13 protein-coding genes are annotated in these 12972 nt (G+C 65.7%); 7 read left to right on the forward strand and 6 right to left on the reverse strand.

The window, feature by feature from the left end:
• The 6 genes from ACV4UX_RS13895 to ACV4UX_RS13920 all read right to left on the reverse strand — a co-directional run.
• On the reverse strand, positions 1–383 hold a 383-nt coding region (locus ACV4UX_RS13895), incomplete at its 3' end, for an FAD-binding protein (RefSeq protein ID WP_491593876.1).
• A 5-nt stretch (positions 384–388) separates the two neighbouring features.
• Positions 389–1201, reverse strand: a complete 813-nt coding sequence (locus ACV4UX_RS13900) for a tetratricopeptide repeat protein (RefSeq protein ID WP_491593877.1) — start codon at positions 1199–1201, stop codon at positions 389–391.
• A gap of 22 nt (positions 1202–1223) precedes the next feature.
• Entirely contained in the window at positions 1224–2354 is a 1131-nt protein-coding gene (gene carA / locus ACV4UX_RS13905; protein WP_491593878.1) for a glutamine-hydrolyzing carbamoyl-phosphate synthase small subunit, read from the reverse strand.
• A gap of 80 nt (positions 2355–2434) precedes the next feature.
• Positions 2435–3358, reverse strand: a complete 924-nt coding sequence (locus ACV4UX_RS13910) for a D-alanine--D-alanine ligase family protein (protein WP_491593879.1) — start codon at positions 3356–3358, stop codon at positions 2435–2437.
• The gene (locus ACV4UX_RS13915; protein WP_491593880.1) at positions 3315–3962 is read right to left on the reverse strand and encodes an HDIG domain-containing metalloprotein; all 648 of its coding nucleotides are present in this window, start codon (positions 3960–3962) and stop codon (positions 3315–3317) included. The genes ACV4UX_RS13910 and ACV4UX_RS13915 overlap by 44 nt, the downstream gene beginning before the upstream one ends.
• Positions 3962–4789 carry a tetratricopeptide repeat protein gene (locus tag ACV4UX_RS13920; RefSeq protein ID WP_491593881.1) on the reverse strand — a complete coding sequence of 276 codons (828 nt, stop codon included), beginning with the start codon at positions 4787–4789 and terminating at the stop codon, positions 3962–3964. Before ACV4UX_RS13920 ends, ACV4UX_RS13915 begins: the two co-directional genes overlap by 1 nt.
• A gap of 531 nt (positions 4790–5320) precedes the next feature.
• On the opposite strand from ACV4UX_RS13920, the gene ACV4UX_RS13925 reads away from it, so the two are divergent.
• The 7 genes from ACV4UX_RS13925 to ACV4UX_RS13955 all read left to right on the forward strand — a co-directional run bounded on the left by ACV4UX_RS13925 (position 5321) and on the right by ACV4UX_RS13955 (position 12790).
• Positions 5321–6904 (forward strand): methyl-accepting chemotaxis protein, encoded by a 1584-nt coding sequence (locus tag ACV4UX_RS13925; RefSeq protein WP_491593882.1) that lies wholly within the window; start codon positions 5321–5323, stop codon positions 6902–6904.
• Between the two features lie 76 nt (positions 6905–6980).
• Positions 6981–7208: a HypC/HybG/HupF family hydrogenase formation chaperone gene (locus ACV4UX_RS13930; RefSeq protein WP_491593883.1), complete on the forward strand. Its 228-nt coding sequence runs from the start codon at positions 6981–6983 to the stop codon at positions 7206–7208.
• Positions 7195–8292, forward strand: coding sequence for a hydrogenase formation protein HypD (gene hypD / locus ACV4UX_RS13935; RefSeq protein WP_491593884.1), 1098 nt, complete (start codon positions 7195–7197; stop codon positions 8290–8292). Before ACV4UX_RS13930 ends, hypD begins: the two co-directional genes overlap by 14 nt.
• Before the next feature lie 12 nt (positions 8293–8304).
• A complete protein-coding gene (hypE, locus tag ACV4UX_RS13940; RefSeq protein ID WP_491593885.1) occupies positions 8305–9309 on the forward strand; it encodes a hydrogenase expression/formation protein HypE in 1005 nt (334 codons plus the stop codon).
• 196 nt (positions 9310–9505) lie between these two features.
• Positions 9506–9877: a YbjQ family protein gene (locus ACV4UX_RS13945; protein WP_491593886.1), complete on the forward strand. Its 372-nt coding sequence runs from the start codon at positions 9506–9508 to the stop codon at positions 9875–9877.
• A 310-nt stretch (positions 9878–10187) separates the two neighbouring features.
• Positions 10188–10598 carry a response regulator gene (locus tag ACV4UX_RS13950; RefSeq protein WP_491593887.1) on the forward strand — a complete coding sequence of 137 codons (411 nt, stop codon included), beginning with the start codon at positions 10188–10190 and terminating at the stop codon, positions 10596–10598.
• Positions 10595–12790 carry an EAL domain-containing response regulator gene (locus ACV4UX_RS13955; RefSeq protein WP_491593888.1) on the forward strand — a complete coding sequence of 732 codons (2196 nt, stop codon included), beginning with the start codon at positions 10595–10597 and terminating at the stop codon, positions 12788–12790. The genes ACV4UX_RS13950 and ACV4UX_RS13955 overlap by 4 nt, the downstream gene beginning before the upstream one ends.
• Positions 12791–12972 lie beyond the last annotated feature (182 nt).

A 12972-nucleotide genomic window follows, 5' to 3' on the forward strand; every position in this document is an offset into this window, starting at 1 on the left:
CGGCGGGAGTGGGGCGAAAAGCACGAGGAGTGGCCGAGCAGACCGCCCGAGGCGTCGCGCAGGAAGGGCAGGCCCAGGGCCTCCAACTCGCGCAGACGGGCCTCGCCCTCCTGGGCCATGAGCGCGGTGAGCGCCGGGTCCAGGACCGCGCCCCGGTTGAGAGCCGCCACTTCGGCCATGAAGGCCTCGCGCTCGGCGTCGTCGAGGCAGACGTGCATGCCCAGGGCGTCGTTGCGGTTGGCGAAGGAGGAGCCGGAAGGGCCGCCGGTCAGCGAGACGACCAGCACGTCCAGCCCCGGCGCGGCATGAAGACAGGAGAGGGCGGCGCGCAGCCCCGCAAGTCCGGCCCCGAGCACCAGCACGTCGGCGCGCAGGCGCTCCATGGGGGTCAGGCGACGGGCTTGCCCTGCTTCTTCAGGGCGAACTGGAACATCTTGGCGGCTTCGTGGAAGTCGGGTTTGAGCTTGAGGGCCAGGCGCGCGGCGCGTTCCACCTTGTCGAAGCGCTCCCAGTCGATGTAGAGCCGCCCGAGGTTGAAGTAGAGGTTGGGGTCTTCCTTGGCGAAGTTGACGGCGCGCATGAAGTATTTCTCGGCAACGTCGAACTGGCGGAGCTTGCGCAGGACGATGCCGATACGGTTGTAGAGGTGCAGCTGGTCCGGCGTGAGCCCCAGGGCCTCGTCGAGGTACTTGAAGGCGTCCTCGTAGAGTTCGGCCTGCATGAAAAGCTCGGCCACCTCGGCGCGCAGGGGGGCGTCGTGGGGGAACTCGCGCACCAGGGAGCCCAGGGTTTTGCGGGCCGGATCGTACTCCTTGCGCTCCAGCTGCTCCTTGCCGGTCTTCAGCCCCTCGGCGCGCCGCACCTGACGGCCCTGGATCTCGTCCTTGGCCACCTCAACGGTGTTGGCCTGGAGCTCGCGCAGCAACTCGCGCATGCGCTCCAGGAGGGCCTTCTCGTCTCCTGGAGAGTAGGGAATCACCAAGGGGTAGAGGACGCGCAGCTCCTTGTTGTTGTTGAGCTGGTACACGGCCTGCTCGATGAGCTTGCAGAACTCGTCCCGCTCGGCCTTCATGAGCTGGGCCTTGAGCATGGTCAGGATCGCGTCGTGCAGGGCCGTCACCGCAGGCAGGGGCTTGCCCTGCTTGAGGTAGGTGTTCACCTGCGTGATCTGTTTCCTGGCCTTGGTGAGTTCGGCGGACATCTCCACCTTCCTTGGCGATGGGTTAGCGTCCCAGTTCGCGTCTGAGCATCTCCCTGTACCGTTTGAAGAAGGACCGGCTGTCGTGCGGTCCGGGGCCTGCCTCTGGGTGGTACTGGATGGCGATGATGGGCTTCTTGGTGTGGGCGAAGCCTTCCAGGGTGTTGTCGTTCAGGTTCACGTGGGTGAGTTCCACGTCCTTCAGGGTCGAGAGGTCCACGCAGAAGCCGTGGTTCTGGGAGGATATCTCGATGTGCCCGGTGGAGAGTTCCTTCACGGGGTGGTTCAGGCCGTGGTGGCCGAACTTGAGCTTGAAGGTCTTGCCGCCCAGGGCCAGGCCCAGGAGCTGGTGGCCCAGGCAGATGCCCGCGGTGGGGTAGTCCTCGATGAGCAGGCTGGTGGCGTGCACCATGTCCTGGAGGGCCGCCGGGTCTCCGGGGCCGCTGGAGAGGAAGATGGATTCGGGCGAAAGCTTGCGCACCTGCTCGGCGGTGAAGAAGGCGGGCACCACGAGCAGGTCGATGCCTTCGGCCACCAGCAGGCGCAGGATGTTCCACTTGATGCCGCAGTCGAAGGCAACCACCTTGGGTCCCGTGCCGGGCCAGTCGTAGGAGCCGTCGGGGTTCAGGGTCACGGTGCGGGGGGCCTTGCCGTCCCACACGTAGGGTTCCTTGGGGGTGACGGCGCTGGCCAGGTCGAGCCCTTCCATGGGGGGCAGGGCCTTGACCTGCTTCACCAGGTCGGCGGGGTCCTTGCATTCGGTGGAGATGATGCCGCGCTGGGCGCCGTGCAGGCGCAGGTGGCGGGTGAGCGCGCGGGTGTCCACGCCCTCGATGCCCATGACGCCGTGGCGGGTGAGGTAGTCCGGCAGGGACTCCTTGGCGCGCCAGTTGGAGGGCGTCTTGCAGCATTCCTTGACGATGAAGGCCTCGACGCGGATGCGGTCGGACTCCACGTCGTCGAGGTTCACGCCGTAGTTGCCGATGTGGGGATAGGTCATGCACACCATCTGGCCGACGTAGGAAGGGTCCGTGAGGACTTCCTGGTAGCCGGTCATGCCGGTGTTGAAGATCACTTCACCGCCGGCGCGGCCGGCGCCGGTGAACGACGTGCCTTCGAACCAGGCGCCGTCTTCGAGGGCGAGAAAAGCTTTCATCGATGCTCCAGGGGGCCGCGTTGCGGCCGGGTGATGGCGGGGCCTTTGGCCGGGCAGAGTGTGTATAATGCCCCGTGTCGTTAGTCCAGTGCGGAAGACCGGGATTTTTCCGCCAGGCCCAGTTCGATGAGCCTGGCCAGCAGATCCGGGAATTCGAGCCCGTGCACGCGCGCGGCGCGGGGCAGGAGGCTGGTGGCGGTCATGCCGGGCAGCGTGTTGGTTTCAAGGATGGAGGGCCCCTGCGGCGTGAGGATGAAATCCGAGCGGGAGTAGCCCGCCAGGCCCAGCAATCCGTGCGCCGTGAGGGCTGCGCGGCGGATGGCCTCCAGGGTGTCTCCGGGCAGGGGGGCCGGGCAGATCTCCTCCGCGGCGTCCTGCACGTACTTGCTCTGGTAGTCAAAGAAGACGCAGGCCTTGGGCTTTATGAGAATGGGCGGCAGGGCTTCGCCGCCCAGCACCGCGCAGGTCACTTCCGGGCCGTTCAGGGCCGGTTCGGCCAGCACGGCGCGGTTCTGGGCGAAGGCGGCGTCCAGGGCCGCCGGGAGATCGGCCGCCTCGCGCACCAGGCTCATGCCCACGCTGGAGCCCCCGGCGTTGGGCTTGAAGAAGGCGGGCAGGCCGAAGCCGGGCCGCCAGTCCGGTCCCGGGGGGGCGGTGAGCAGCTCCCAGTCCGGGGTGAGCAGCCCCCCCTGGCGGAAGACCTGCTTGGAGGCCGCCTTGTCCAGGGCCAGCAGGGAGGCGCGCGCGCCGCTGCCCTGGTAGGGGCAGCCCGAGGCGTCCAGCAGGGCCTGGACGATGCCGTCTTCGCCGGGCGCGCCGTGAAGGTTCAGGAAAGCGAAGTCTGCGCGGCGCGAGACCTCCACGATGCGGTCGAAGTCGGCCAGGGGGTCGAGGAGGGTGACGCGGTGGCCCAGGGTCTCCAGGGCCGCGTGGATCTGGCGGGCGCCCGAGAGCGAGACCTCACGCTCGCTCGACCAGCCGCCCGCTATCAAAAGGATGTTCATGGAGGTTCATTCCCAGAGCCTGGCCCAGGGCCGACTCGATGTCGAGGGACTGTTGCTTCGATTCCGCGAGCCGGTCGCGAATGTAGGGCGTGGAGCCGTAGCGCGCGTAGAGATCCTCGAAACGCTCGTCGAGGGTGACCACGCAGTCGTGGCGCACGCGTTTGTCGCCGTAGATGATGGCCATGGGGAGGAAGTGGCCGCGCACGTCCACGGGCCAGGGCCAGTGCACATGGTGCACGATGCCCATGGCCAGCACGGGGTTGCCGGTCCGCTCCTGCATCCATGCGCCGCCCAGTTGGGAGTGGTTGCCGCCGTGGTGGATGGTGTAGGTTTTGGCGATGTCGTGGAGCAGGGCCGAGGCGCGCACGAGTTGCACGTCCACGGGATGGCCCGCGCGTCTGGCGGCCAGGGCCAGGGTGGTGGCCACGCGGGCCACGGCCAGGCTGTGCTCCCGGATGTGGGGGAGCATGGCGTATTCGTCCCAGAAGGCGAAGCAATCGGCGTCGGACGGCGCGGGCGGAAGCCCCGCGAGGGAGGCCGGTCCGGGCGGGTCCAGGGCGGCCATCACGTGCCAGGGCGGGCTCTGGAGTTGTTGCGGGGCCATCAGATGAGGTCGCGGCAGTGCCTGGTGGCGAATTCCAGGCCTTTCCTGGCCGGTTCGAGGGCGGGGTCGATCTCCAGGACGCGGCGCAGAGTCTCCTGGGCCTTGGGCCAGTTGCCCGCGTCGATGTAGACCCGCGAGAGGTTGAACAGGTAGTTCACGTTGTCCTTGTCCACATCGAGGGCGGTCAGGTAGGCCTGCTCGGCCTGCTCGAACTTCTTGATCTTTCGGAATGCCACGCCCATGAGCGCAAGGCTCTTGTGGTCGGCCGGGTCCAGCGCCACGGCGCGCTCGAAGAACGTGATGCACTCGATGTGATTGATCTCGAAGAGGATCTTCCCGATTTCCGCTGCCAGGGGGGCGTCGTCTGCGTAGTCGTCGGCCAGGCGGCGAAAGTGCTGGATGGCCCCGTCGAAGTAACGCTGCACCAGAAGCTGGCGGCCTTTTTCCAGGCGGTCGGCCCTCGCCTGGGTTCTGGCCTGGCCTTCGCGGAGTTCGTTGTCCTGCTCGCGGGCGAGCATGAGCTCGGGGAGATCGCGCAGCCTGGCCAGGATCTCCATCTCCTTGCGGGGCTGGTAGACCAGGGGGTCCTTGCACACCTCCTTGACCTTCGGATCGAGGCTGATGAGGTGGACGGCCTTGGTGATCAGGTCCTGGTATTCCTTTTTTTCCTGCTTGATCAGGATGTTGCCATGCTTGATGTAGGCCATGAGGCCGTAAAGGGCGGCCTTGATGGCGCTCTCGACCTTGCCGTCCTTGAGGATGGAGACAATGTTGAGCAGATGCTTTCTGGCCTGGGTGACCACTTCTGCCGGGGTGTTGGCTTGCATGCTTGAGATGCCTGATCGATGGCTTGTTGGCGTTCCAAGGAACGTTTTTGTCAATACAGTTCCTCATTGTCCTCCGCAAGGTCTTTTTTGCGAACCGCTGAGGACGTCTTATCCACGGAAAAGATGGAACTTCTGCTCCTCTGGATGTTGACCGGATTTTATGGTGGTGTTACGTTTTGGCCGCGATGCGATAGAGCCGTGCATAGTGTGTCGGCTTCGTCGCCTCTGAAAAAGCCTACCCCAAGGGTGCGCGATATGTGGGCGTCTTCGCTCCATGTAGAACGAGCATCAAGGCATGTCAGGCACAGTCAGTCGCCGCCAGCGGAAAATGAGCAGCATGTGATTGATCGAGATATGGTCTTGGCCATGTTGCGCATCATTGCATCGTGCTGCGTGTTGCACAGCATCACCACTTGCAGGCTGCCCGCATGTATGGAGCAAGCCTTTGATATCCGAGGCAACTCTTTGATCATTCCAGAGGTTGCCTCGGTTTAGGGATTTATCAGTCCGTATTCAGTGGGAGGTTCGTCAATGAACGTCAATGTGCGTTTTTATCTGACCCTGTTGCTGCTCGTCCTGATAGCCCTGGCTGCCTCCCTGGCCCCCTGGCTGTCCGGAACAGCTCCCCTCGGTGCAGGCCAGGCAGTGGCCGCCGCCGCCGTACTGGCCCTGGCCGTCGTGCTGGCCGTGGGTTTCCATCGGCACGTCGCCCTGCCCCTCAAGGCCATTCACGATTTTTCCCAGGCCCAGGCCCAGGGCGACTCGTCAGCCGCCATCGTCAGCGACTTCCCGGGCGAAATCGGCGAGACCGCCCGCGCAGTCCATGCCATGACCGACAAGATGCTCGAAGCCATCGGCTACGCCCGGGGCATTCTGGCCGGCATCCGCACGCCCTTCATCGTGGTGGACGAGCAACTCCGGCTCTCGCTCACCAACCAGGCCCTCATGGACCTGCTCCAGTACGACGGAAAACCCGAAAGCTACTACGGCCAGAACGTGGCCTTCTTCTTCTACGGCGACGCCAGCCGCCGCACCGTGCTGGCCGACGCCATCGACCAGAACGCCTCCATCGTGCGGGAAGTGGTCACCACCGGAAAGAAGGGCGCCAAGCGCAACATCCTCATCGCCGCCGCCCCCCTGTTCAACGCCGTCTCCGGCAAGCTCATGGGAGCGCTGTGCCTCTACACCGACCTCACCGAACTGCGCGCCAAGGAGCAGGAGATCGCCCGCCGCAACGAGGTCTTGGCCCAGGCGGCCCAGGAGGCGGAGGCCATTTCCGGGCAGGTGATGGTCCACGCCCAGGGCCTCAACAGCAGCTTCGAGCAGGCCGGTCAGGGCGCTCAGCGGCAGCGCGAGCGCCTGGAAGGCACCTCCACGGCCGTCTCCCAGATCGACGCCTCCGTGACCCATGTGGCGCGCAGCGCGGGCGAGGTGGCCAAGATCGCGGAAGGGGCGGGCGCCAAGGCCAAAGAGGGCGACGAGCTTGTCCGCGGCCTCGTGGACGCCATGGAGGGTGTCCGGACCAGGGCCAGCGGTCTCAAGGACGCCATGGGACGCCTGGCCGGACAGGCCGAGGACATCGGCCGCGTGCTGGTGGTCATCTCCGACATCGCCGACCAGACCAACCTCCTGGCCCTCAACGCGGCCATCGAGGCAGCCCGGGCGGGCGAGGCCGGACGCGGCTTCGCCGTGGTGGCCGACGAGGTGCGCAAGCTCGCGGAAAAAACCATGACCGCCACGAAGGAAGTGGGCGAAGCCATTTCCGCCATCCAGGAGGGCGCGCGCGGCAGCGCCGTCCAGGTGGAGGCCGCCGTGGAAGCCATCTCGCAGACCACCTCCATGGCCCACGGGTCCGGGGCGGCGCTCACGGACATCGTGCGCCTCGTCGGGGAGACTTCCCACCAGGTGCGCTCCATCGCCCTGGGCGCGGAGGAGCAGGCCAGGGCCGTGCGCGAAGTCACCGAGGCCGTGGCCGACATCAGCGCCGTGGCGGCGGACACAGCCGACGGCGTGGGCGACTCCCGGCAGGGCGTGCAGGGCCTCATGGACCTCATGCAGCGTCTGCGCGGCCTCATCGACGCCATGGCCAAGGACCAGCCGTCGGCCTTGACTTAGCCACGGGGAGAACCCATAAACCCCGCATCCTTCTTCTGAATATATCATACCGGATCGGTCCGGTTTGGAGGTTCCCATGTGCCTGGCAGTTCCCATGGAAGTCAAACACATCGAGGGCGAAATGGCCGATGTCGAGATCGGCGGCGTGCGCAAGCAGATCCGCCTGGACCTCATGGGCGACAAGCCCCAGGTGGGCGAGTTCGTGATCATCCACGCCGGGTTCGCCATCCGCGTGCTCAACCGCGAGGAGGCCATGGAGACCATCAAGATCTTCCAGGAAGGATGGAACCTTGAGCTCGTCTGATCCTCTGCGCGATCCGGCCCTGTGCCGGGAGGTGTTGGACCGCATCGAGGAGGCCCTGCAGGGCCGAAGCCTGCGCTTCATGGAGGTCTGCGGCACCCACACGGTGGCCCTGTTCCGCTCGGGCGTTCACTCGCTGCTGCCGTCCTCGGTGGTGCATCTCACGGGGCCCGGCTGCCCGGTGTGCGTCACCCACGAGTCGGAGGTGGCGGCCTACCTGGAACTGGCCGGACGCGACGGCGTGGTGATCGCCACCTTCGGCGACCTCATGCGCGTGCCCGGCCCCGGCGGGGCGAGCCTCAAACAGGCCGTTGCCGAGGGCGCGCGCGTGGAGGTGGTCTATTCGCCCTTCGACGCCCTGGCCGTGGCCAAGGCCAACCCTGGCGACAAGGTCGTGTTCCTGGGCATCGGCTTCGAGACCACCGCCCCCACCGTGGCCGCCACCCTGCGCGTGGCCAAGGCCGAGGGCCTCTCCAATTTCCTGGTGATGCCCTTCCACAAGCTCGTGCCCCCGGCCCTGGACGCCCTCCTGGCCGATCCCGAGATGGCCGTGGAGGGCTTCATGCTGCCCGGACACGTTTCGGCCATCATCGGCACGGCCCCTTACGCGCCGTTGGCCGCGAAGCACCGCATCCCCTCGGTGGTGGCCGGTTTCGAGCCCCTGGACCTGCTCCAGGCCATCCTGCTCATGGCCGAGATGAAACGCCAGGACAAGCCGCGCGTGGTTAACAACTACAAGCGCGTGGTGTCCGACGAGGGCAACCCCACGGCCCGGGCCATCGTGGAGGAGGTCTACCGACCCTGCGACGCCCTCTGGCGCGGCATCGGGACCATCCCCGGCAGCGGCCTGGCCATGGCCGACGCCTACAAGGCCCACGACGCCTTCGAGGTGCTGGGCGTGGAACTCAGGGAGTCGCCCCCTCTGCCCGGCTGCCGTTGCGGCGAGGTGCTCAAGGGCAAGATGCCTCCCGACAAGTGCCCGCTCTTTGCCAAGGCCTGCACGCCCGCCAAACCGGTTGGGCCGTGCATGGTCTCCACCGAGGGCAGCTGCGCCGCCTACTTCAAATACCAGTTCGACCTGGCATAGGACTTCTCCCCCATGGGCAACAAACTCCTCCTGGACCAGGGCAGCGGCGGCCTGGCCTCCCACCGGCTGGTGGCCGACGTGTTCCTGCGCCACCTGGCCAATCCCGTGCTGGCCCGCATGGACGACGCGGCGCTCATCAACCCCAGGGGCCCCCTGGCCGTGAGCACCGACAGCTTCACCGTGGACCCCATCTTCTTCCCCGGGGGCGACATCGGCTGCCTGGCCGTGCACGGCACGGTCAACGACGTTGCCATGCTCGGGGCCAAACCCCTCTACCTGACCTGCGGATTCATACTGGAAGAGGGCCTCGACCTGGACGACCTGGAACGCATCGTGGCCTCCATGGCCCGCGCGGCCAAAAAGGCGGGAGTGCGCGTGATCGCCGGGGACACCAAGGTGGTGGGGCGCGGCGCGGCGGACAAGATCTTCATCAACACCACGGGCATCGGCGAAGTGGTCTGCTCCAGGCCCCCCAGCGGCCACAGGGCCAGGCCCGGCGACGCCGTGATCGTCTCCGGCACCCTGGGCGACCACGGCCTGACCATCCTCTCCCACCGCCAGGGCCTCTCCTTCGAGGCCCCCGTGCAGAGCGACTGCGCCTCGCTCAACCGCCTGACGCTCAAGCTCATGGAGCGCCTGGAGCGCGTGCATGTGCTGCGCGACCCTACGCGCGGCGGCCTGGCCACCACGCTCAACGAGATCGCCCAGCAGTCGGGCGTGGGCATCCACCTGGAGGAGCCCGCCATCCCCGTGAAGCCCGTGGTGGCCTCGGGCTGCGAGGTGCTGGGGCTCGATCCGCTCTATTTGGCCAACGAGGGCAAGCTCATCTGCATCCTCCCCGCCAAGCTCGCAGACCAGGCCCTGGCCGTGATGCGTCGCGACCCCCTGGGCCGCGACGCCCGCGTCATCGGGACCGTGACCGCCGACAACCCGGGCAAGGTGGTGCTGCGCACCGGGTTGGGGGGCCGCCGCCTGCTGGGCATGTTGGAAGGGGAACAATTGCCGCGCATTTGCTGAAACCTTTTCCGCAACACGCCAAAAGCCCGGCATCGCATGAGCGATCCGGGCTTTTTTGACGCCCCTGACGTAACCACGCAAGGCTCTGGACGCTCTAGTACTAAGAAATCTTTGACTATGTCCGACATGGCAAGGGGCTTGCTAGAGAAGCCGTGATCGCAACGTCGAACCGGCCATGCCGTCATCAGGAGGAGCCATGCTGTCACTTTTCACCGGCGCGTCGCGCCAGGCCAAGGATCCCAACGAGGAACTCAAGCGTGGCCAGCGCCTGCAGAACGCCAAGGATATGTTCTATTCGGGCAAGTTCCCCGTGGTCACCACTCCGGCGCTGAAGGGCCGACGCATCAAGAAGGTCTTGGGACTCGTGCACGGACGGGCCTACGACGCCGAGTGCGCCCTGTTCTCCCTGGCCGCCTCGGCCATGGAGATCGGAGCCGAGGCCATCGTGGGCTATCACGAGACCGTGGCCTTCCACCCCGACGGCTCCAAGTTCTTCAGCTGCTTCGGCACCGCAGTGACCTTCGAACGCCCCAATCCCGCCAAACTCAAGCGCGCCCTGACCCACTAGGGCGACCGCTTCACGCTCCCACGGGCCGGACGGAGTCCGGCCCGTGACGCTGACGGAGCCTGCTCAGCCTGCTCCTCAGGGCCCTGCGCCCCTTTCGGCGACGCAACGCTGCGTCATCTTCTGAACTTCACGGAACACCGCGCCGGATGGCTTCTCACCTCGCCGGGTCGTTGCCCTTCTTGGGCGTGCGCTGCATTCCTACCCCATAGGTCATATTTTTCCCCGCTCTTTCGCGGCGCGCCGGAAAATCCTTGGCCTGCGGGGGAAAATCCGGTAGGACTTTTTATGACAAAGCGCTTTCGCACGACTCATGCAAACCAATGTAGTGACCATGCAGCAAGAGCCCCTCGAACTCCTCGTCGTGGATGACGAAACCCCCGTCCGGTTGAGCCTCGCGGCCTACCTGGAGGACGAGGGCTTTCGCGTGCGCACAGCAGAGTCCGCCGAACAGGCCATCAACTCCGCCACCGAGCACCCCCCCGTGCTCGCCGTGGTGGACCTGCGCCTGCCGGGCATGGACGGCGCGAGCCTCATCCTGGAGTTGGCCAAACGCCTGCCGGGCATGAAATTCCTCATCCACACCGGATCCACCAAGTTCAGCCTTTCGGACGACCTCAAGTCCGCCGGGCTCGACGACAGCCAGGTCTTTTTCAAGCCCGTCCTGGACATGGGCGACATGGCCGCCAAGATCCTGCAACTGGTCCAAGGTCCCACTCGATGATTCACGATCCCGTCGCCACCGTCCTCACCATCGACGACGAAGAGGTCATCCGACGCTCTTTCCAGGCCTACCTCGAAGACTCCGGCTTCACCGTGCTCCAGGCCCAGAACGGCCGCATCGGCCTGGAAGTCTTCCGCGAGAGCCACCCCGACATCATCCTCGTCGACCTGCGCATGCCCGAGATGGACGGTCTGGAGGTGCTCGCGCGCGTGGTGCGCGAGGCCCCCGAGGTGCCCATCATCGTGGTCTCGGGCACGGGCATGATCCAGGACGCCATCGAGGCTCTTCGCCTGGGCGCGTGGGACTACATCCTCAAGCCCGTGGAAGACCTGGGCATCCTCGAACACTCCGTGCGCCGCGCCCTGGAACGCGCCAAGCTTCTCAAGGAGAACAAGGCCTACCGCGAAAACCTCGAAAACCTCGTGCGGCGCCGCACCGTGGAACTGCACGACCGAACCCGGCAGCTCGAAGAGGCCAACAGCAAGCTCCAGAGCGAAATCGAGGAACGCAAGGCCGCCGAGGCCAAATACCGCTCCATCTTCGAAAACGCCATCGAAGGCATCTTCCAGGTGGACCACCAGGGCCAGCTCGTCAGCGCCAACCCCGCCATGGCCCGCATCCTGGGCTGGAACTCCGTGGAAGAGCTCCTTGCCGCCAAGGTCGGCTTCGGCTCGCTCTTCCTCGACGATCCGGGCAACAGGGAAAAGTTCTTCCGCGTCCTGGACGACCACTTTGCCGTCCAGGCCTTCGAAACCCAGATCATGCGCCAGGACGGCCAGCTCCGCTGGGGGTCCGTCAACGCCCACACCGTCTCCGGCAAGACCGGCGAGGTCATCCGCTTCGAAGGCACGCTCGAAGACATCAGCGACCACAAGCGGTTCGAGGAGCAGTTGCTCCACCAGTCGCTCCACGACGCCCTCACGGGACTGCCCAACCGCGCCCTCTTCACCGACCGCCTCTCGCAGGCCATCTCCCGCTGCGCCCGGCACAACAGCTTCTTCTCCCTGCTCTACCTGGACGTGGACCGCTTCAAGGTCATCAACGACAGCCTCGGCCACGCCTCCGGCGACCAGTTCCTGGTGCTTCTTGCCGAGCGCCTGCGCTCTTGCACCCGGGAAGCAGACACCCTCGCCCGGCTCGGCGGCGACGAATTCGCCGTCATCTCGGAACAGGTGCGCAGCCTCTCGGGCGCCACCCTCGTGGCCGAACGCATCCTTGATGAAATGCGCAAGCCCTTCACCCTCGACGGGCGCGAAATCTATTCCACCGTCTCCATTGGCATCATCTGCTGCTCCGGCTATTGCGGCACCGCCGAAGAGGTGCTCCGCGACGCCGACCTGACCATGTACCGCGCAAAGAGCAACGGCAAGGCGCGCTTCGAGGTCTTCGACAACGCCCTCCACGAGGAGACCATCAAGCTCCTCACCATGGAAACCGAATTCCGGCACGCCCTCGCACGCCAGGAATTCGAACTGCACTACCAGCCCATCGTTGATGTCAACAACGGCGAAACCATCAGCCTGGAAGCGCTCCTGCGCTGGAAACACCCCACTCGCGGCTACATACCGCCCCTGGAATTCATCCCCCTGGCCGAGGAAAACGGCCTCATCGTCGATCTGGGCTGGTGGGTGCTCGAAGAAGCCTGCCGCCAGCTCTCGCTCTTCCAGAAACGCTTCCCCAAGCCGAACCCGCTCTCCATGAGCGTGAACATCTCCGCAAAACAGTTCTCCCAGGCCGACCTGAGCGGCAAGCTCGCCGTTTTGCTGGGGCGCTCCGACATCATCCCCGGCACGCTCGAACTGGAAATCACCGAAAGCGTCATCATGGACCAGGGCGCGGCGGCCATCGGAAGGCTCGAGGAACTCAAGGACCTGGGCGTCAAACTCTATGTGGACGACTTCGGCACAGGCTACTCCTCGCTCTCCTACCTGCACAGGTTCCCCATCGACATCCTCAAGATCGACCGATCCTTCATCCGCGAAATCGACGCCACCGGCGGCCACGCCGAAATCGTGCGCGCCATCGTGGGCCTGGGCAGAAACCTCGGCATGGCCCTCATCGCTGAAGGCGTCGAAACCGAAGCCCAATTGGCCGTCATCCGCACCCTCGGCTGCCAGTTCGCCCAAGGCTACCTCTACTCCAGGCCGCTTCCCGCCGCCGACATCGAAACCTACATCGCCACCAAAGGCTGATCGGAGCCAGACATCTGGCGACGATGGCAGTCCGCCGGGAGGAGCGCTGCTTTGAGCGCGTTCCCGGCGGGTGTCTGCTGCTGTGCGGCGTCCTGACCAGGACACAACGGCTTAGCAGCCTGTTGATAAATCCTCGCTGGCTGCGTTGCAGGGAAAAAGCCAAACCCTCCCGTATGAGAAAT

Source organism: Fundidesulfovibrio sp., from assembly GCF_058402725.1.

Bases quoted from the DNA above. Each gene is read 5' to 3' on its own strand.
- ACV4UX_RS13900 (WP_491593877.1), bottom strand. From the start codon at position 1,201: ATGTCCGCCGAACTCACCAAGGCCAGGAAACAGATCACGCAGGTGAAC.
- carA (WP_491593878.1), bottom strand. From the start codon at position 2,354: ATGAAAGCTTTTCTCGCCCTCGAAGACGGCGCCTGGTTCGAAGGCACG.
- ACV4UX_RS13910 (WP_491593879.1), bottom strand. From the start codon at position 3,358: ATGAACATCCTTTTGATAGCGGGCGGCTGGTCGAGCGAGCGTGAGGTC.
- ACV4UX_RS13915 (WP_491593880.1), bottom strand. From the start codon at position 3,962: ATGGCCCCGCAACAACTCCAGAGCCCGCCCTGGCACGTGATGGCCGCC.
- ACV4UX_RS13920 (WP_491593881.1), bottom strand. From the start codon at position 4,789: ATGCAAGCCAACACCCCGGCAGAAGTGGTCACCCAGGCCAGAAAGCAT.
- ACV4UX_RS13925 (WP_491593882.1), top strand. From the start codon at position 5,321: ATGAACGTCAATGTGCGTTTTTATCTGACCCTGTTGCTGCTCGTCCTG.
- ACV4UX_RS13930 (WP_491593883.1), top strand. From the start codon at position 6,981: ATGTGCCTGGCAGTTCCCATGGAAGTCAAACACATCGAGGGCGAAATG.
- hypE (WP_491593885.1), top strand. From the start codon at position 8,305: ATGGGCAACAAACTCCTCCTGGACCAGGGCAGCGGCGGCCTGGCCTCC.
- ACV4UX_RS13945 (WP_491593886.1), top strand. From the start codon at position 9,506: ATGCTGTCACTTTTCACCGGCGCGTCGCGCCAGGCCAAGGATCCCAAC.
- ACV4UX_RS13950 (WP_491593887.1), top strand. From the start codon at position 10,188: ATGCAAACCAATGTAGTGACCATGCAGCAAGAGCCCCTCGAACTCCTC.
- ACV4UX_RS13955 (WP_491593888.1), top strand. From the start codon at position 10,595: ATGATTCACGATCCCGTCGCCACCGTCCTCACCATCGACGACGAAGAG.